Raw genomic sequence first — 19,167 nt, forward strand, 5'->3', positions numbered from 1 at the left:
CTCGCTGAGTGAGATCGGAAGCGCCTGAAAAAATCCCCCGGACTGCGCCGGGGAAAGGCAACATCCCTTATAAATGGAATGATGCTGAAAGTTCGTTACACTAGGAAATCATATTACGCAGTAATATTATACACATCCTTGTATTTCGCAAGTAACGTTACGCTTGTTACTCAATTCACTTCGTCATGATTGTACATGCTCCGCAGTCACCCGGATGATAATGTAGGCTTATTACCATTTATTTCAAGTAGATGACACGACTTACCCGCAACGAAAGAAGCGATTCCCTCACGCTAGGTCGTCTCTTTTTTTAGGATTTTTCGCAAAAAACGTAAGGGGATCAACAGTGTTTATCCTATCGCTTCAGGCCGCTACAAGCGCCAATGATTAGGTTTATTAAATCCTAATTGTTAGGTAGTCATCGTATATACTCAAATAAATCAATGTTCCTGATTCCCCACGCTACCGACGCGCGCGGGTAACTTGGAGAAAGCAATGCCCCATATCACTGACCCTTTGTTAATAGTTACCGATCTCGACGGTTCACTGCTGGACCACCATACCTATAGTTGGCAACCTGCAGCCGACTGGCTGGCCCTACTACGCCAAAACACCATTCCGGTGGTGATATGTTCCAGCAAAACCGCGGCTGAAATACAGGTGTTGCAAAAAAGCCTCGCGCTGGAAGGCTTGCCTTTTATCGCCGAGAACGGGGCGGTACTGCACCTTGACGTTCAGCAGCACAGTGACTCGCCAGCCTTATCCTCGCAAGTGCTGGGCAAGGATTACAGCACTATTCGGCAAGCCATGGAGCAATTGCGTAGCCTTAAAGGATACAAATTTTTTGGTTTTGGCGACGTCAGCGAAAAAGAAATTATCGAATGGACCGGTCTCAGCGCCAGTGATGCCTTGCTGGCAAAACAGCGCGAAGCCTCTGAAGCGTTTATCTGGCGTGATACCGATGAGCGGCTGGCAGAATTCGCCACTGATCTGGCCCTAGACGATCTGACCATTACCCAGGGAGGCCGTTTTTACCATGTCATGTCGGCAGGCAGCGGTAAAGGGCCGGCCATCAAGTGGCTGCTGGACAAGTATCGCCAACTGGACGGACGTGAATGGAAAACAATTGGACTTGGCGATGGTCCCAATGACGTCTCAATGCTCGAAGCAGTTGATTATGCGGTGGTAATTCGCGGATACAGCAACATTCCAGTGGAACTTTCCCCACTTCAGCACTATGTTTATCGCACCCAATCATACGGCCCTGAAGGTTGGAGCGAAGGGCTTTCCCACTTTATTACTGCTGTTTGATGGTCAGGCACAATAAGTATTAAAAAATAATCATAGCATTTAGGGAGTGTTTTATGAGCGATTTTCATCAGAACGGGATTATTGCCAACTTTCATAATCTGTCCAACCGGAAAGTTGAAGAATTGGAAACTCAGTTAGCCGGGTTTGCAAAAAAGCGCAAAATGGGGCTGATTTTACCGTCACTGTTTTCCGAACTTGAAGGACCCGCACTTGAGAACATCATTGATGAAATCGCCAAAGTGCCCTACCTGGAAGAGATCGTTATCGGCCTGGACCGTGCCGACCGGGATCAATTTCTGTTTGCCCGGGAGTTCTTCTCCCGACTGCCCCAACATCATCGCATCCTGTGGAATGATGGCCCCAGGCTTAAGTCGATCGACGCTGAGCTGGAAAAAGAGGGCTTGTCCCCCAGTGAGCCTGGCAAAGGCCGCAATGTGTGGTTTTGTACCGGCTACACTCTGGCGTCTGATCGCACCTTGGCGGTAGCGCTGCATGACTGTGACATTGTCACTTATGAGCGCGGTATGCTTGCTCGCTTGATGTATCCGGTGGTCCATCCAAAGTTTAACTATGAATTCTGTAAAGGTTTCTATGCGCGCGTCGCCAATGGAAAAATGAATGGTCGGGTGGTCAGACTGCTGGTGGGCCCGCTGTTGCGATCGCTGGAAAATGTCTATGGTCAATCCGACTACCTTGATTACCTGAACAGCTTCCGTTATCCGCTGTCCGGGGAGTTCGCCATGCGAACTCGGGTAATGCACGACATGAAAATTCCAGGAGACTGGGGCTTGGAAATTGGGCTGCTTTCGGAAATTTATCGAAATTATTCACCTAACCATATTTGCCAGGTGGAAATTGCCGATAATTATGACCACAAGCATCAACCGCTGGCTGAAGAAGATGGTTCTGGCGGCCTGAAGCGAATGAGTAATGATATCATCCAGTCGCTGTACCGTAAGCTGGCGACCATGGGGGTCAATCTGACCAGTGATTCGTTCCGGGTTCTGAAAGCGACTTATTATCGGAATGCCCTCGATATCCTGGAATTCTATCATCATGATGCCATAATGAACGGCCTGAAATTTGATCAGCACAGCGAAGAGGCGGCTGTCGAACTGTTTATGCAGTGCATCCTTGATGCCGGGCAAGCCTTTATCGAACGTCCAAACGATAAGCCATTTATCCCCAGTTGGAGCCGGGTACAGTCGGCCTTCCCAGATATCATGCAACGTATCTATGATGCGGTTGAAGAAGATAATAAAGGCAACGTGTAGCGCAGACCGGCCTACGCTTCGGAGGCACATCACTTGCCCTGTTGTATCTGCAGGGCAGGGTTTTAGCTTGCCCTGAGTCGATTGATGCTTAGAATGGCTCCCTTTCAACGCTCAGCCCTCAACCGACGGAACTAGCATCTGCATGCGAGACATAAAGCCAAATGAACCACTGGTCGCCGCTTTGATCGACTGGATAGAGGATCATTTGAACCGGGATATTGCGTTGCCGGCAGTGGCAGCCCGTTCAGGCTATTCGGTATGGCACATGCAGACGGTCTTCAGGGCAACTACCGGTATCGCCATTGGCCGTTACATTCGACAGAGGAAACTGACTGAGGCGGTTCATCGCTTGCGCAGCTCTGACGAACGTATCATCGATATCGCTATCGAATATGGCTTTAACTCGCAATCGCAGTTCACTACCCTGTTTAAAAAATATTTCGGCATCACGCCCCAGCAGTGCCGCAATCATCCCGGTCAGGTTCTAATGCTCACCCCCCCTGCAGTACCCGGAGTGAAACTGACGGCGGGCAGTACAGAACGGGCAACATGATGGACACTGGAAAAATAAGAAAGTCATACTAGGGGAGGAGCATTGCCCGGTCAGTGACCGGACTCGGGTTGGGTATCAGATTTTGCAGCCTTCGCAATCATCTTCATCCGCCACGGTTTCCGGCAGCGCACCGGCTTTTTTATCGGCATTTGCTTCTGCCTGGGCCAATTCTGCATCAATATCAAATTCAAAAACATCATCGTTCATTTGGTTATCTCCTGTTGGCTATGGGTGGCAGTATAGCGCATCCCGGACAGAATAAAAAAACCCGGGCAATGCCGGGTTGGGGATGCAGACCAGCACAGGGATTAGATTTCCAGACCCTTCTTGCTCTTTTTGTCCGCGCGCTTTTCCTTCAGTGTTTTTTCCGGCTTCTTCTTGGCTGACTTGTCCTTACCTCTACTCATAAACGCCTCGCTTATTTGTCAGATTGGGGTGGGTTTACCAAAAGACGCCCCTCAACACTGGGGCAACTTAGTGTTATCAAATTTGCAGCGTCATTGCAAGGCCGCGGCATGGCAATCGGGCTATTCCTAGTGTCACGCCGGGCTTTACGCTAGGGATGTTCTAAAGCCTGGACTGAATTATCCGACAGCAAAAAAGAGCGGAACTGCGGCGACATCCATGATCTGAAACCCTGATCGGTTTTGGTTATCATATACACCGCCAGACTTTGCTCAAGCGCCAGTTTTTGGGCTTTTTCGGTGCCTAGCACCATCAGGCCAGTATCCCAACCATCCGCTTCCAGCGCAGTTGGCGAGATGACCGTCACCGAAACCAGTTTATGTTCAATTGGCCTGCCGGTCTCGGGATTGATGATATGGGACAGCCGTTTACCATCCATTTCGTAATAATTTCGGTAACTGCCTGAGGTGCTGATGCCGTGGCCTTTCAGATCGACGATCGCCTGGGCGTCAAGTTTCTCATCGGTGGGTTTTTGGATAGCAACGCGCCAGGGTACGCCGCCTGGAGACATCCCCTGCACTTTCACCGCACCGCCGACCGACACCAGGTAGCGCGTAATACCCTGTTTTTCCATTAAGCTCGCTAAATGGTCAGCCGCGTATCCTTCCCCCATGGTCGACAGATCGACATACAAGTCGGGGAGATCTTTTTGCAACCATTGTCCTTCAGCAGTCTGTATAACCTTGAGATGGCGCAACCCGATACGTCGGCGAGCCTCATCAATCTGCTGCTGTGCCGGCATGGTGCCAGGCTGCTTGTCAGGGCCAAATCCCCACAGGTTTACCAATGGTCCGACAGTGATATCCATCGCCCCGCCGGTCAGATGGCCAATACGCAGTGCCAGCGTAATGATATCTGCCATACCGGTGGTAATTGCCTGGGGAGTATTCCCCTGGTAACGGTTGAATTGGGAAATCAGCGTGTCGTGCTGATAGGTGGAAAGCTCAAAGTTATCCTGGGCCAGTTGCTGTTCTATTTTCTGTTTAAGGCCGATCAACGCCTGCTGGGGGGGCCCCGCCAGTTTTACCCGATAAAAGGTGCCCATGGTTTTTCCTTCCGCCAACCAGGTATCATCGGTTTTTTGACTCGGGGTTTCATCACAACCTGAAATCAACAATGCAATGCAGGCCAATATCGCTAATGGTTTACTCAATTTTATGTCCTCTTCCCTGCCGAATCCGGTCGGCATGGGCAGCACAGAGCCAGTACATGAAGCCTGGACAATATCAGTGCCAAGATAAGCAAAAACGCAAACGCCGTCTGCCTAAGAGTGCAGGACCTTAGGCTGGCGGACCGCAAATAGGAAAGTCCGCACGAGGCGTTGCATAATATCCAACCGAGGTGGGCGTTCATCAGGGGAAGTACGTCGACAATCGCTCAATCACCACAGCCCAGCCGGTATATTATCCTAAACAGGATTTTTATTATCCAGATAAACGGATCGTGAAAGGGAAAAAGGTTTTAGAGGGGATAAATGGCGGCGCTGCCCTGAACACGGGCTATAAATGGTCGGGATTCATCCCGCCTTGGGCATAATTAAAGATTCTCTGTACCACTTCATCAGCACCATTTATCACCGCCGAAAGGGTTTTGTCTTGTCGACTGACCGCCTGCGCATAAGCGATTTCATGCGCTTCATCCACCATGGTGATAATACGCGCTCGGGCAGCGGGATCCAGGTTTCCCAACAGCGTGGTCAATATCACCTGATAAGCATGAGAGGCAATAACCCGTTACCGCTCCTGAACTTCGAGGGATTCAATTCGTGCCAGCAGCGATTGATGATCAGCGTTGTCTTGCATAATAGGCCCTCTTTAGTGGATACAGTTGCGGCAGGGAATCAGACCAAAGCCGGCAACAGAGAGGATACCGGCTGAGGCTACAAACGTCTTCGGACCGGACGCTGTCCTGGAACATCAACGACGTTTGGCGATAACCCACACCGCATGTACGATACCGGGAATATAGCCCAGTAAGGTGAGAAGGATATTCAGCCAGAAAGCACCCCGCAGGCCGACTTCAAGAAACACGCCAAGGGGCGGAAGAATAATTGCGATTATTATTTTCAGTAAATCCATAGTATCTCCCTGATAAAAAGTGTTTTCCCCCTAAGCATAGGCTAAATGGCGCTATCGTCAATCGAACCACAGCGCTTATGCCTGGCAAAAAAACTGCCGCTACGTGAGCGGCAGGGGTCGTACAGTCAGAGTAGTGCAGATAAGCCGGCGGGATCAGCTGTTGCTCTTACCACCGCTATGGCTTTTCTGTCCACCCTTCTTGCCCGCTTCAGAGGCTTTTTCAGGGTTGTCTTTAAAATTGCTGCCACTGCCGGTACCACTTTTACTGGACTGGCCGCCCTTTTTACCTGCCTCGGATGCTTTTTGTTTATCATCAGCGAAGTTGCCTGATTTACCACGTTGTTCTGCCATGTAAACCTCCAAAAGAGCAATAATTAAATTGCCAAGGGATAATAATGAAATCACAATGATAAATTGAACAGGCAAGATAATGTCGTTCAACAGGACTGAGTGTAGGAGCAGATATAAATAAGATCTATTTATGTAAATCATTTAAAATTTCATGAAATACAGGCAGATATGAAGCTAATCGCTATTTCAATTGCGTATGGTTGAGTTAACAAGCTGATTACATTAGATAAATTAACCAATCGGCTTACGTGATATCTATCACAAATTCAGCATATTAATATGCAAATCACCTTTGTAAGGTTAAATTATTAACAAGCAAAGCGGCTAGAGATATTTAAAAACAAAAAGAAATAATATACATACCGATATATATCAAGCTGCAAATCAGCTCGGCTACAGACGCCGATACGGGACGAGAGCAAATGACAACATAGCGTCCTGCCAATGCCCTGGCGGGCTTCCCCCAGCACTGCTCGCCATCTGCCTTAACCGCGCGGCCTACGTCGTCTTAGGCGCGGTGAAGTCAAACCCTCCTCGAACAAGACGTAAGTGGTGTTTTGACCCTGCCGCCGGCATACCCTCGGCCAGAGCGGTTAAGATTATTGCGTTTCCTTAAACTGTTTCTCCATCATTACCCATTTGATACAGCCTCTCAGGAAGCTGATGAGCAAATAGACAAATAAAGTCATCAGCGCAGAGAAATTGGTAATCGGTGTATCGAAAAAGAAAAACATGGCCAGCAATAGCCCAGCCGCGCTGCTTACGCCCCAGCCTAACAGGCCCCTTATCAGCACATAGTGCCAAAAACCCTTCTGCCGCGTTTTTTTCCAGCGCTCCAGCCGATAATGCCTGAATGATTTGCGCATATTACCCCATCACTTTTCAAATCCAATAGTACCTCTGAGTTCGGCACCGTAAGCGCGAACTCTATCTGTGTTACCCGGTTTATCATCAGCCGGTGATGAGGCAGAGGCCGACATTTTTCTGACACACTCAGTCACTACTATGCAATTTATAATAAAATTATAGGTTACATTTTTAGACATGCGCCCCGTTTACCGGGGCATTTTTTTTGCAGCAAAGCGTAGCGAGGGACTTGGTTCAGCCATTAACTGATCTTGTCAAAGCTAAGGTCATGTTCGGTCGGCGGGGTGTAATTGTAGGCGTGGGTTACCGGCAATGCCGCGATAGCGGATAAGTGGGGCGCTGCTTCGGCTTTAACGGGTGACATACTTTTGGCTGCTGCCAGCGATCTGGCGTTGTGCTGCAGGGAGCAACAGCCCAAATTGGCCGACGGGTTAAATGGATCAACGGTGCCAAGGGCCGGGGAGCGGTCGTAAGAATAATCATTAGCACCGAAACTTGGCTCGTGAGTAAGCAACAGGTTAGCGGCAGGGATTATCAATTTCAGCCCGCTGACCCGTTTGCGCTTTGCCAGCGACAAAGCTGCCTGCTTTACTGGAACTTCGTCAGCCGTATTTACCGCCCGCAGGCAATGCTGAGCGATAACCTGCATACCCCGCGGCTGTTGGCCTTTCAGCATAGGGGGTGAGGATGGCGATGCTACGGACGGGGCCCGATGCTCAGCAGTAAGAGGTCGGCTTGTGGGGTTCATATGATTCCACCTATTGGTTATCGATACCCATTGGGTCTACGGGGAAAGGGGAACAGTAAATAATAGAATAGTGTCGGCGGGAGAAGTTGCTGTAATATTAGTGTTAAAGAGTTCATTCTATAAAATAACCCCGCCGAAGCGGGGCCACCAAGGAGATAGAATCAAAGAAACGCTCTGTTTATTTAATTTCAACCATTTCCTTAATGTCATTTCTATTGATTTGCTGTTTGGTGCCATTGGCATCTTTATAGCTAATCATACCGGTATGATCATCAACTTTGGGCTTGCCTTCACTGACAATGGTTCGCCCATCATTGGTGTGCATTGCATAATTGTTGCCAGCACAGCCGGCCAGAGAAACAGATAAAACCACCGCAGATAAAACGTAGAGTACTTTCTTCATAATGAACTCCTTTTTTTGTCTAGCCTGCTTTAAGGTTTAGCACATAAAGATGAAATCGGTATATTTTTAGCAATATTCTTGGCTTTAAAATGAGGCAGTATCAGGTTTATCTTGACGGCCGGTGAGTACAGCTTCAGCTATATCGGCGGCCTGCTGGCGCTGAAGTCAGTTTTAAGTTAGGCATTGAAAAATAATGTAACAGTATAATAAGTATGAATATTTAAAAGCGGATGATTAGGGATTGTGATTTGCCCGGCGGCTCTGCAGATGTTATTTTCAACCGTCATCTCACTCCAGAGCTGGCCTATGTGATGTTACGCACCCACAATGATCTTTGGTGGGTGTTTTTTTTCATTGCTGAACTCGCGGCTTGGCGGATGTTAGGCTGGCTGCCAGATCACTGATGAGTTACCTCTGCGCTGCCAGCGTTTTGATTTTAGAAAAACCGTACGAATAAACCTGATCGCCCGCACAAATAAACACCAGCACATCTCCCGCAGCGGCATTTGCGACCAGCTCTGCATAATCCTTGTCCAGACGGCCGTTAGTCTCCGGCAAGGACAGATGCATTTCACCGGGATAGTCCTGATTCTCATCACTGGGCATATCTTCTATTCGGGTTCCCTTTACTACATAAACCAACAGTGATTTTCCTTCACTGAAGATTGGGGTCATCAGATATTTACCGGTTGGATATTTGGCCATGGTGATTACTCTTGGTGTAATGAAGATAATGTAATGAAGATAAGCTATTGAAGGTGATGGTAGCGGCAGTTGGCCAGATTATCTCGGCATAAAAAACATCAGTTTTTTTGAATGATTAGGGCAAATTATTTCGATTTCTGATTTTATTAATGAACGTTATTATAAATCCATCGAAAGCGAAAGGCTTTCTCTTACATCAAAGGATATCATCATGAAAAAATCAATCGCCGCTGTTGCCCTTATTGCATCACTTATTGTTCCTGCCGTTTCGATGGCAGCCGGTGGTGACTATCAAAGCTATACCAACACCTACCCGGTAAGCCAGAGCTCAAGCCATCAGGTTAATACGGCCAAATAAGTCTCTCGTTCCAAGGTCCGGCTTAACCCATCCATCGCACCGCCTCGATAATTCGGGGCGGTGCGCTTTTTGTCAGTCAATCAGATCGATCAGTCGCACTGCAATCGCCACTGCCAATGAGAATCCTGCTTCGTAACCGCGATCATGGCTTAACAAACAGTGCATGGCAATGAGGACACAGCATCGCCAACCCTTTAGCGACCTTATGAGCATCTTGGCGGGCAAACTTATGACAAATAGGGCACTGGGTGTTCTTCTGATTACTGGTTACTTTACTGAGAATATCAGAGAAATAGGACACGGGATTCGACCTGGTAGGTGAATGTGCCTCAGTATACTACAGTTCTCGCCTACTCATTCAACCCTTTGAATATTATGGTATATCTCCATATCGTCAGTCAATTCCATGAATTTACCACGGTTAATCACCGCAATCAACGCTGCTCACTGAGGTCAGGAAGTATATTGAGGATTGCCTTGACCACTGATGCTGAATCTAGCGACTTCATTTGCAACAACGCTTGCAGGCTGCGCCTGTTCCTCAACCAGCGCTGAAAAGCATCGGTCCCGACAACATTATGCTTGCGTAAGGTAGCTTTGATTTTCGCGCGGATCCCAGTCAGCATCCAATATCAGATCAAGTTCCGGCACATAGACCGGTAGCCCCCGGTTAGTCAAAAACGGCTGGGCATCTGGTGATAAATATTCACGGCGCAAATCATCCTGAATAACCAACAGGCTTTCACACAGCGGCATCGCTTCGATATAAGCGAGTTTCCAATGGGTTTGGGTGAGGATCTTATGATGCAGCGCATCCTTGCCAAGCAGCGGTTCAAACAGCGTGGCGTGCTCTTCTCTGTGGCGATGCAGCGACAGTTCCAGGCAGAATATCTGCAAAGACTTGAGGAAAACCTCAATATGATCGCTGTTATTTCTGTTCCATTGATCATCCGCCGGGAAATCAATATGACGATTTGCTGCGATTCGATTGGTTATCAGATGCCATAAGACGCGGTAATTATGCATATCAAACTTCCTCCGCTGCATCGGGGGTAATTCAGGTACTGATTACTGCCGACGCGTTTGTTTATTCGGCTGATCCTCAAAGGGATCATAGCCTCGCGGCGGCAGTAAAGCTGCAACAGAATATCCGGCCGGATCTGCGTGTGCGGGCCGCCTTACTATCAAGCATAGACCGTAAGGCAAAGCTTGGCGATGCCGGGATGATACGGAGAAGGCAGCGCCCGCAGCGACTAGCGACTAGCGACTAGCGACTAGCGACTAGCGCCAGGATCAGGCGGTGGGCAGGTGGAAATCCAGCGCCGCATTTATCACGGGAGCCACAATACCGGTCCTAATAAGAAAATCGCCAAAACCTTCATTCGGTTGTTTTGAGTTTCCCCAGGAAAGTATCAATGGGTCCAGTTGATTAAAAATGGTATCCACATCAATATTGTCGCGATATAAACGCGGTATTCGGGTGCCTTCTCGATTGCCTCCCAGATAAAGGTTGTAACGCCCCGGGCCACGCCCTACCAGCCCGACTTCGGCTAACATCGCCCGGCCGCAACCGTTTGGACACCCCGTAACGCGAAAGATAAAGGCTTCATGGCCAAGCTTATATTTCTCCAGAATAGCTTCGATTCTTTGCACAAAATCCGGCAATACCCGCTCGGCTTCAGCCATCGCCAGCGGACAGGTCGGAAATGATACACAGGCCATTGCGCTTTTGCGCTGTTCGGTCAGGGAATCTTGGATAAGACCATATTCACGCGCCAGGGCATCAATTTGGTCCCGCATGCCGGATTCTACACCGGCAATGATGATATTCTGATTCGGCGTTAAGCGGAAATCACCACGGTGCACGCGGGCAATAGCGGCAACACCGCTCTTTAATCGATCATCAGCTTTATCCAGCAAGCGACCACTGGGAATAAACAATGTCAGGTGATATTTCCCATCAATACCCTCTACCCAACCGATTCGATCGCCGCGCTGGTCGAAAGAATAGGGTCTGGCGGGCTCAAACTGCTGCCCAGCACGTTTTTCAACTTCGGCTTTGAATACCTCTACGCCGACCTTTTCGAGGGTATATTTCGTTCTGGCATTTTTTCTGTTTGATCGGTTGCCCCAATCCCGCTGTACCGATACCACGGCTTCGGCAATCGCCAAGGTCGCGTTCAGGGGTATAAAACCGAATTCACTGGCCAAACGCGGATAGGTACTGGTATCACCCTGGGTCATGGCCAAACCGCCGCCCACCAGCACATTGAAGCCCGTCAACTGGCCCGCTTCGCCGATGGCCACAAAGCTGAGATCATTCGCATGGATATCGACATCATTCTGCGGCGGAATAACCACTGCCGTTTTGAACTTGCGCGGCAGATAACTTTTACCCAGGATAGGCTCATCTTCAGACTTGGAAATTTTCTCTTTATCCAGCCATATTTCGGCATAGGCATTAGTGCGCGGTAACAAATGTTCTGAAATATGTTTCGCCCACTCATAAGCCTGTTGATGCAATAATGATTCAACCGGATTTGCAGTACATAAGACATTACGATTGACATCACCCGCGGTCGCTCTTGAATCTAGCCCCAGTCGTGACAGCAGTTGGTGAACCGGTTTGATATCCTGCTTCAGCACGCCATGGCATTGCACGGTTTGTCGATTGGTTATGCGGATACTGCCATACAAGGTATGTTGACCGGCAAATTCATCAATACCTAACCACTGCTCGGGGGTAATGATTCCACCCGGCAGGCGTATGCGCAGCATGACTGTATGGCGGGGTTCAAGCTTTTGTTCCATGCGCTCGGCGCGAATGTCCCGATCATCTTGCTGATACATGCCATGAAAGCGGATCAGTTGGAAATTGTCGCCATTAAATCCACCGGTCAGATTATCCGTAAGATCGTCTGAAATGGTGCCGCGCAATAAGCTGCTTTTGCTTTTAAGACGCTCATTATCTGATAATTTATCATTGCTCATTGATATGTCCCCTGCTTTCACTTTTACGTCACTTCGGCATCTAGCGCCATCACATCGAGGCTACGCCCCACCTGCCCATCGACCTGAGCTCAGGATTGAGATGGCGCGATAATGCCGGCAGCGGTTGTCGTTTTTTTATGTGCAGGGGTAGTCAAACACGGGTATCACTGATTAAACAGAAACAATTTGTTGATTCTAGGCTATAACAGTACCATCACACTTTCGGCACAGCCCTATTAATAATTTATCAAGGTTTTTCATGCAGTTAATTAATCGCCTACCCTGAGATCTCTTACTGGCTATCAAAAACGGATAATAATAAAAAGTTATTTGTTATAGCCAAAAATATTTTCTGGGTTCTCCAGCCGGCGTATTTCTGAAGACAATCTCATCACCGCCTCCTCCTCTCGGCTATTCCACGGGTATGAAACATTTATTCTAAAGTAATTATTATAATCGCCCCCAGTGGTGAACATATTACCCGGCGCGATACTCACATGATGGTCCAGCATGATTGCACACAGCCTGCTGGCATCCACCGCGGCCGGCAATTCAATCCACAAAAAATAGCCGCTGGCTGAATAGTTTATTATTACATTTTCAGGGAGGTGTTTTTTCAAACATTGCCAGGCAAGATTTTTACGTTGCTCCAACGTCTTTCTGATCCCGCGCAGATGCCGGTCATAATTTTGCGTAGACAGGTATTTTGCCAGGGCTAACTGCATTGGCACACTGGTGGACAACGTGCTCATCAACTGCAGTTTTTTCACTTCTTCGGCATAGTTCCCCGCCGCCACCCAACCAATTCTGAATCCGGCGACCAGGCTCTTCGAGAAGGAACCACAGTGCAGACTGTTGCGTTGCGGCATATATGCCATCGCCGGCTTAGGTTTTTCCTGGCCAAAATAAAGCTCGCTGTAGACATCATCCTCTATAAGCACCACGTTATGCTGCTCCAGCATTGCCGCCAACTGCCGCTTCTTTTCAATGCTGAGGGTATAACCCAATGGATTCTGGCTATTGGTCATCAGCCAGCAGGCTTTGATCTCGGTAGAGGCCAGTACGTCTGCCAGCGCGGCCAAATCAATGCTGGATTGCGGATCAGAGGTTACCGAAACCGCATTCAGGCCTAATTTTTCTACCGCCTGCAGTGCACCATAAAAGCAGGGATCCTCAATAACCACCCAGTCGCCAGGTTTGGTTACCGCCTGCAAACTGAGGTTTAATGACTCTAATGCACCTGCGGTAATAACTATCTCATCGGGGGAGACATTAACGCCGGCCTGGGCATATCTTTTGGCAATCGCGCTGCGCAGCGAAAAATTTCCCGGCGGCAGATAATCAAGCAACTCTGCCGTGGTAATCTCCCGCGCCACGGCCGCCAGGGCGCGGGTGACCTGAGAGAGCGGCGACAGACTGGGATCAGGAAATGCGGATCCGAAGGGAACAATGTCAGGATCACTGATGGTCTGTAATATGTCGAAAATATAGGCGTTCATGTCAACTTTGCCGATATGCGCCATGCGGTTCTGCGCTTTGGGTACTGACAGGAACTCGGCTTTGGGCGCGACATAATAACCGGATTGTGGCCGTGATATTATCCAGCCCTGACCTTCTAAAATTTGATAGGAGTGCATTACCGTCATCAGACTCATGCCTGACTGAAAGGTCTGTTCACGGAGCGAGGGCAATTTTTCCCCCACCTGCCAGACACCTGCGGTGATCTGCTGCCTGATGGTCGCCGCCAGCTCTTCAAATTTTGCCATTGCCATAATATGCCATTGTCATACAGGGGGGCCCCTGCACAGTGAAAGACCATCCAGGATACTTAACAATCATGATAAAAACCATTTTTTTATTAACTGTTATAGGCCAACTTCCTGCTACTGTCCCTACTCTATCGACTCAATTAGTTTTAACATCCCCCGGTTAACGCCGCCCATTGCCTGATAAGGCTTGTTACCAAGCCCGGCCATCAGCTACCAAGCCCGGCCATCAGCCGACGTTATCGCTTTAAAAGCCTCTCCCTGGCAGCCCCCTTATCCGTGGCCGGCGGGTGATGGCGATGTGATTAACCCTACCTTGGCATCAAGCGTCCTAATGACGGGTTTTAAAAAAAACAAAACCGGCGCCCTAGGTGGATATATAAAGCAGTCAGAGGTCAGCAATGTTCGGATTAGATGCCTTTCATCTCGCAAGGATCCAGTTTGCGTTTACCGTGTCCTTTCACATTATTTTCCCGGCGATCACCATCGGACTGGCCAGCTTTCTGGCGGTGCTCGAAGGTCTGTGGCTTAAAACCAAAAACCCGGCATATCAGGATCTTTATCATTTCTGGTCAAAGGTGTTTGCCGTTAACTTTGGCATGGGCGTGGTTTCAGGCCTGGTCATGGCTTATCAATTCGGCACTAACTGGAGTGGTTTTTCAGAGTTTGCCGGCAGCATTACCGGTCCGCTATTAACCTATGAAGTCCTTACCGCTTTCTTTCTTGAGGCCGGTTTTCTGGGGGTAATGCTGTTTGGCCTAAACCGCGTTGGCCAGGGGCTGCATTTTTTCGCCACCTGCATGGTCGCGCTGGGCACGTTGATGTCGACTTTCTGGATCCTGGCGTCCAATAGCTGGATGCAGACCCCCCAGGGATTTGAAATTCAACACGGCGTCGTCGTACCGGTTGATTGGTTGGCGGTGATTTTCAATCCTTCCTTTGGCTATCGACTACTGCACATGACCACCGCCGCCTTCTTGGCATCGGCGCTGTTCGTCGGTGCCTCCGCTGCCTGGCATCTACTGCATAAAAACGATACCCCGGCGATCCGCAAAATGCTGTCCATGGCGCTGTGGATGGCATTGATCGTCGCACCGATACAGGCATTTCTGGGGGACATGCACGGTCTTAACACGCTAGAACATCAGCCGGCGAAAATTGCCGCCATTGAAGGTCATTGGGAAAATAATCCTGGCGAAGCGACGCCGCTGCTGTTGTTCGGCATACCGGATATGGATGAGGAGAAAACCCGATATGCGCTCAAAATCCCGTATCTCGGCAGCCTGATTCTGACGCATAGCCTGGATAAACAGGTGCCGGCACTGAAAAGTTTTCCTAAGGAGGACCGTCCCAATTCGACGATTATTTTCTGGTCATTCCGCATCATGGTGGCCCTGGGCATGCTGATGATTCTGTTGGGAGCCATCAGCCTAAGGTTACGGATCAAAAAACGCCTCTATCACAGCCGCCCTTTCCTGTGGTTCCAACTGTTGATGGGCCCGTCAGGCCTGGTGGCCATTCTGGCCGGTTGGTTTACCACCGAGATAGGTCGCCAGCCTTGGGTAGTCTACGGTTTGCAGCGCACCTCAGACGCCGTATCGGCACATGGCGACCTGCATATGAGCATCAGTTTGATCACGTTTATCGTTGTCTATCTGTCGGTGTTCGGCGTCGGTTACCTCTATATGATGCATTTGATCAAAAAAGGTCCCCGGCAAGGCGAGGGAAACCATACCGCCGAGGGTGGCCCGGGCCGGGCTCATACTCCAGCCCGCCCACTATCGGCAATCCAGGAACCGTTAGATTTTTCAAACAAGAGGCAGTAACGTGAGTATCGATTTATCAATCACCTGGTTCGCCATCATCGTCTTTGCCACCCTGATGTACATCGTGATGGATGGCTTTGACCTGGGGATTGGCATCCTTTTCCCCTTTAACAAGGATGCCACTGAACGCGATATGATGGTCAATACCGTCGCCCCGGTATGGGATGGAAATGAAACCTGGCTGGTGCTGGGAGGCGCTTCGCTGTTCGGCGCTTTTCCTCTGGCATATGCGGTGATTATCGATGCGCTTGCCATTCCGTTGACCGTCATGCTAATCGGACTGATTTTTCGTGGCGTCGCCTTCGAATTTCGTTTTAAGGCCACGCCGGCCCACCGCCCCTTCTGGGACAAATCCTTTATCGTTGGTTCCATTGTTGCCACCTTTTGTCAGGGGGTAACCGTTGGGGCGGTGATCAATGGCTTTCAGGTAACCGGCCGAGCATACAGCGGTCCGGCATTCGGCTGGCTAGCGCCCTTCCCTTTATTCTGCGGCATCGGGCTGGTTATCGCCTATGCGCTGCTCGGCTGCACCTGGCTAATTATGAAAACCGAGCATGGACTGCAGGGTAAAATGTCTGCCCTGGCAGCGCGGCTGTTGATTGCGCTGCTGGCGGTCGTCGCCATTATCAGTATCTGGACCCCTCTGGCACACCCGGCGATTGCCCAACGCTGGTTTTCACTGCCTAATCTGTTTTATCTGCTGCCGGTGCCGCTGCTGGTACTGGCCTCTGCCTTGGGCATCATTCACGCCATCAAGCGCCGGGCCCATTACTCGCCTTTTTTACTCACCCTGCTGCTGATATTCCTTGGTTTTGCCGGGTTAGGCATCAGCATCTGGCCGACGATAATCCCACCGGAGATTTCTATCTGGCAGGCCGCCGCACCCCGTCAGAGTCAGGCGTTTATGCTGGTTGGCGCGCTGTTGATTATTCCCGTTATTCTTATTTATACCTTCTGGAGTTATTACGTGTTTCGCGGCAAGGTCACGCCTGACCAGGGTTATCACTGATAGGTGACAGGAGAACGACATGGCAGAAATCAGGCACATCACTGGCCCTTCCCCTCTGTGGAAACGGCTGTTGTGGATGGTGGTCATCTGGTCCGCCAGTATTCTGGCGTTGGCAGTGGTTGCACAGTTGTTTCGGCTGATGATGACAGCAGCCGGCATGAAAAGCCATTAAGTGAAAAATCATGCCAGCAGTGATAGCGGTGAGTAAAAAAAGTTATCTGGCCGTAAGATGAAAATGCCGGATGGCGGGAATAGCAGCGACGATAAAGGTCGCTATCAAGATAGCGCATGCAGCAGCCAGGAATACCGTTGTGGTGCCATACTGCATGGCAAGAGGCCCGGCGGCCAGCTCGCCAACTGGGATGGCAACAAATGATCCCATGGCGTCATAGGCATAGACCCGGGCCAGTTTTTCTGGCGGAATGTGGGTTTGCAGCGAATGAGCCCAGACCACACCAAACTGGCCAAAGCAGGCCCCGGCCAGCAAAAAGGCTGCCATCAGCAGGGGCACTGAAGGGGCTACAGCCAGCATCACAATCGGCACAGCGCAAAACGCCACCAGCATGACCCCGATAAACAGATCTCTGAGCGGTCGCCAGCGTAAGGCGATAAAAGAACCGACAATCAGTCCAATACTTTCAGCCGCGACCACCATCCCCCAGTGGGTCCGGCCAAATGTCGCATCGGCAATGACCGGGCCCAGGATCATCACCATCCCACTAAATGCCGCATTCACTATCGTGAATTGGGCCACGATCGACCACACCCAGACGCGGCTGATAAATTCCCGCCAGCCGTCGCGCAGATCCTGCAGCACATTGGTCTGGGAGGTAACCCGTTGGGCAGCATCAATACGGATTAAAAAATAGAGCGGTGCCGATGCCCCAAAGCCCAGCGCATCGACAGCCAGACCCCAGCCAGGCCCGACCGCACCGGTTAACACGCCGCCCAATGATGCGCCAATGACCGTGCCGGCATAGATGCCCAATTGGATAAAACCGTTTGCTTGTCTGAGGTGATGCGTCGGCACCGTTTGCGGCACCATTGCCGAAGAGGCGGGCAGCGCGACCCCTGCCGCCGCTCCGTTAACCGTCCCCAGTAAGGCAAGCCACAGCAGGGTGGCGCTGCCATCAAGCACTAGCCAGGCAACCAGTCCCTGCGATAGCGCAGCGGTCACCGATGAGCCTAGCAGCACGGCGCTTCTGGAGTATCGATCCGCCAGCACGCCACCGATCAGCAAAAATGCGACATTAAAGATGGAACGCGCCGCGACAACCATGCCTAAATCCGCTGCGGAACCCCCGATATCCAGCACCGCGAACGCCAGGGCAATAGGTGCAATACCATTGCCTAATACCGTCAGGAATCGCGCACAGAACAGATTTCTGAACGCAGCGGAGTGAAACACATGCCGGTGCCGGGCGGTACTTTTTACACTCACTGACTTAGCTCCCTGTCTATGGTTGAGGTGAACAATGTGTCTAATTAACACTGCATCAAGCAAAGCATTATTCACCGAGTTCCCAAAAACCCATCAATATACAGAAAAAACGCGGTTAAATAACTGCCTATGGTCAATGTCAGCGCATTGACTTTATTTGTCATTGGGGGACGGTTCGAGAACCAGGCGATGAGGCGGGTTAGCAAGGCTTTGCTGGCTAGGCGTTGAATTAAATGATCGCTTAGGGGTATCTGCCTGATGCTTTATATAGGGATCGGTCTTGAGCATACTCTACAAAACCGCCCGGAAGCACTGCGCGCTAACGCGTTACCTTTCCAAGTGTTATGCAACAGTTCATCCCAGCGGCAATGGGGTTATCTGGCGATTATTCGCAGCCCATCATGAGTGTCAGGTGCAAAATGGCTATCACCTTATCCATTGAGTCACAACCCCACTTTTGTCAAACCAGATCATCAGAGAATGGGTATCTTTATGAGTTTTACTGGTAGCGACTTGCGCAGCTGACGACGCTCCGGCTACCGGTATCAAATTTGCTGCTGCGCCGACTCAATCAAAGCCACTGTCTACCGGATAATACCCGTTTTCTTCTCCATCCGACCTGATACTTAATGCCTTAATGCCTTAATGCCTTAATGCCTTAATGCCTTAATGGCTTAATGGCTTAATGGCTTAATGGCTTAATGGCTTAATGGCTTAATGCTATAATATATAATCTAAAGGATATAATATATAATTATAAAACCGCCCGAAGGCGGTTAATTGACATTCAAGCGGGTTGCTTATCGCCTGATTCAGGGGCCGATCCCGGATCATCACGCTGTTTCTCAGGTTTTTCTGCACCGTCTGACTTTTTTTTGTCTGGTGGGGTATGTTGCCCAGTCATAGCGTCTCCTCTTGATTAAGGGACTTTAAGTATAGATGAAAAATAATATTTTCACTTACTTGCACCCAATTCATTTAATAAACAACGATTAAGACTGCAATGCACCTACGCCCAATG

The 19,167-nt window shown here is 49.9% G+C and carries 21 protein-coding genes; 7 read left to right on the forward strand and 14 right to left on the reverse strand.

The features are described from left to right. The first annotated feature begins 495 nt into the window (after window positions 1–495). The 3 genes from EDC52_RS02005 to EDC52_RS02015 all read left to right on the forward strand — a co-directional run bounded on the left by EDC52_RS02005 (window position 496) and on the right by EDC52_RS02015 (window position 3,138). Entirely contained in the window at window positions 496–1,311 is an 816-nt protein-coding gene (locus tag EDC52_RS02005; RefSeq protein ID WP_131863583.1) for a mannosyl-3-phosphoglycerate phosphatase-related protein, read from the forward strand. Between the two features lie 53 nt (window positions 1,312–1,364). After that, window positions 1,365–2,585, forward strand: coding sequence for a glycosyltransferase family protein (locus tag EDC52_RS02010; RefSeq protein WP_131863584.1), 1,221 nt, complete (start codon window positions 1,365–1,367; stop codon window positions 2,583–2,585). Between the two features lie 142 nt (window positions 2,586–2,727). Then, window positions 2,728–3,138, forward strand: a complete 411-nt coding sequence (locus tag EDC52_RS02015; RefSeq protein WP_131863585.1) for a helix-turn-helix domain-containing protein — start codon at window positions 2,728–2,730, stop codon at window positions 3,136–3,138. Window positions 3,139–3,213: 75 nt separating this feature from the next. Here EDC52_RS02015 and EDC52_RS20220 read toward each other — a convergent pair whose 3' ends face one another. The 9 genes from EDC52_RS20220 to EDC52_RS02055 all read right to left on the reverse strand — a co-directional run bounded on the left by EDC52_RS20220 (window position 3,214) and on the right by EDC52_RS02055 (window position 8,755). Next, the gene (locus tag EDC52_RS20220; protein WP_268990334.1) at window positions 3,214–3,345 is read right to left on the reverse strand and encodes a hypothetical protein; all 132 of its coding nucleotides are present in this window, start codon (window positions 3,343–3,345) and stop codon (window positions 3,214–3,216) included. Between the two features lie 349 nt (window positions 3,346–3,694). Further along, on the reverse strand, window positions 3,695–4,792 hold the full coding sequence (apbE, locus tag EDC52_RS02020; protein WP_131863586.1) for an FAD:protein FMN transferase ApbE: 1,098 nt from the start codon (window positions 4,790–4,792) through the stop codon (window positions 3,695–3,697). A gap of 310 nt (window positions 4,793–5,102) precedes the next feature. After that, the gene (locus EDC52_RS02025; protein ID WP_230467926.1) at window positions 5,103–5,303 is read right to left on the reverse strand and encodes a hypothetical protein; all 201 of its coding nucleotides are present in this window, start codon (window positions 5,301–5,303) and stop codon (window positions 5,103–5,105) included. Between the two features lie 216 nt (window positions 5,304–5,519). Further along, window positions 5,520–5,681 (reverse strand): YqaE/Pmp3 family membrane protein, encoded by a 162-nt coding sequence (locus EDC52_RS02030; protein WP_131863587.1) that lies wholly within the window; start codon window positions 5,679–5,681, stop codon window positions 5,520–5,522. 153 nt (window positions 5,682–5,834) lie between these two features. Further along, a complete protein-coding gene (locus EDC52_RS02035) occupies window positions 5,835–6,032 on the reverse strand; it encodes a con-10 family general stress protein (protein ID WP_131864080.1) in 198 nt (65 codons plus the stop codon). Between the two features lie 599 nt (window positions 6,033–6,631). Next, window positions 6,632–6,898: a hypothetical protein gene (locus EDC52_RS02040; protein ID WP_131863588.1), complete on the reverse strand. Its 267-nt coding sequence runs from the start codon at window positions 6,896–6,898 to the stop codon at window positions 6,632–6,634. 242 nt (window positions 6,899–7,140) lie between these two features. Continuing rightward, window positions 7,141–7,548: a hypothetical protein gene (locus EDC52_RS02045; protein ID WP_131863589.1), complete on the reverse strand. Its 408-nt coding sequence runs from the start codon at window positions 7,546–7,548 to the stop codon at window positions 7,141–7,143. 277 nt (window positions 7,549–7,825) lie between these two features. Next, window positions 7,826–8,050, reverse strand: coding sequence for a YgdI/YgdR family lipoprotein (locus EDC52_RS02050; protein WP_131863590.1), 225 nt, complete (start codon window positions 8,048–8,050; stop codon window positions 7,826–7,828). Window positions 8,051–8,458: 408 nt separating this feature from the next. Then, on the reverse strand, window positions 8,459–8,755 hold the full coding sequence (locus EDC52_RS02055; RefSeq protein WP_131863591.1) for a hypothetical protein: 297 nt from the start codon (window positions 8,753–8,755) through the stop codon (window positions 8,459–8,461). A 211-nt stretch (window positions 8,756–8,966) separates the two neighbouring features. Between EDC52_RS02055 and EDC52_RS19815 the strand changes: the two genes are divergently transcribed. After that, the gene (locus EDC52_RS19815) at window positions 8,967–9,113 is read left to right on the forward strand and encodes a hypothetical protein (protein WP_165911636.1); all 147 of its coding nucleotides are present in this window, start codon (window positions 8,967–8,969) and stop codon (window positions 9,111–9,113) included. Between the two features lie 142 nt (window positions 9,114–9,255). Here the strand turns inward: EDC52_RS19815 and EDC52_RS20010 are convergent, their stop codons facing one another. The 4 genes from EDC52_RS20010 to EDC52_RS02070 form a co-directional block, all read right to left on the reverse strand. After that, window positions 9,256–9,414 (reverse strand): YnfU family zinc-binding protein, encoded by a 159-nt coding sequence (locus EDC52_RS20010; RefSeq protein WP_230467927.1) that lies wholly within the window; start codon window positions 9,412–9,414, stop codon window positions 9,256–9,258. Between the two features lie 275 nt (window positions 9,415–9,689). Beyond that, on the reverse strand, window positions 9,690–10,139 hold the full coding sequence (locus tag EDC52_RS02060) for an ECs1072 family phage-associated protein (protein WP_165911637.1): 450 nt from the start codon (window positions 10,137–10,139) through the stop codon (window positions 9,690–9,692). Between the two features lie 267 nt (window positions 10,140–10,406). Further along, window positions 10,407–12,104 carry an assimilatory sulfite reductase (NADPH) hemoprotein subunit gene (cysI, locus tag EDC52_RS02065; RefSeq protein WP_131863593.1) on the reverse strand — a complete coding sequence of 566 codons (1,698 nt, stop codon included), beginning with the start codon at window positions 12,102–12,104 and terminating at the stop codon, window positions 10,407–10,409. Between the two features lie 326 nt (window positions 12,105–12,430). Then, complete coding sequence (locus EDC52_RS02070; protein ID WP_131863594.1) at window positions 12,431–13,870, reverse strand: aminotransferase-like domain-containing protein; 1,440 nt, start codon at window positions 13,868–13,870, stop codon at window positions 12,431–12,433. 401 nt (window positions 13,871–14,271) lie between these two features. Between EDC52_RS02070 and EDC52_RS02075 the strand changes: the two genes are divergently transcribed. Genes EDC52_RS02075 through EDC52_RS02085 form a run of 3 tightly spaced genes read left to right on the forward strand, consistent with a single transcriptional unit; the run spans window position 14,272 to window position 16,877 of the window. Next, window positions 14,272–15,696 (forward strand): cytochrome ubiquinol oxidase subunit I, encoded by a 1,425-nt coding sequence (locus EDC52_RS02075; RefSeq protein WP_131863596.1) that lies wholly within the window; start codon window positions 14,272–14,274, stop codon window positions 15,694–15,696. A gap of 1 nt (window position 15,697) precedes the next feature. Then, window positions 15,698–16,705: a cytochrome d ubiquinol oxidase subunit II gene (cydB, locus tag EDC52_RS02080; RefSeq protein WP_131863597.1), complete on the forward strand. Its 1,008-nt coding sequence runs from the start codon at window positions 15,698–15,700 to the stop codon at window positions 16,703–16,705. Between the two features lie 19 nt (window positions 16,706–16,724). Beyond that, entirely contained in the window at window positions 16,725–16,877 is a 153-nt protein-coding gene (locus EDC52_RS02085) for a DUF2474 domain-containing protein (protein WP_131863599.1), read from the forward strand. A gap of 42 nt (window positions 16,878–16,919) precedes the next feature. On the opposite strand, the gene EDC52_RS02090 is transcribed toward EDC52_RS02085, so the two are convergent. Then, window positions 16,920–18,146 (reverse strand): MFS transporter, encoded by a 1,227-nt coding sequence (locus EDC52_RS02090; protein WP_131863600.1) that lies wholly within the window; start codon window positions 18,144–18,146, stop codon window positions 16,920–16,922. Between the last annotated feature and the right edge of the window lie 1,021 nt (window positions 18,147–19,167).

Source organism: Biostraticola tofi (assembly GCF_004343195.1).
In the GTDB taxonomy this organism is placed as follows: domain Bacteria; phylum Pseudomonadota; class Gammaproteobacteria; order Enterobacterales; family Enterobacteriaceae; genus Biostraticola; species Biostraticola tofi.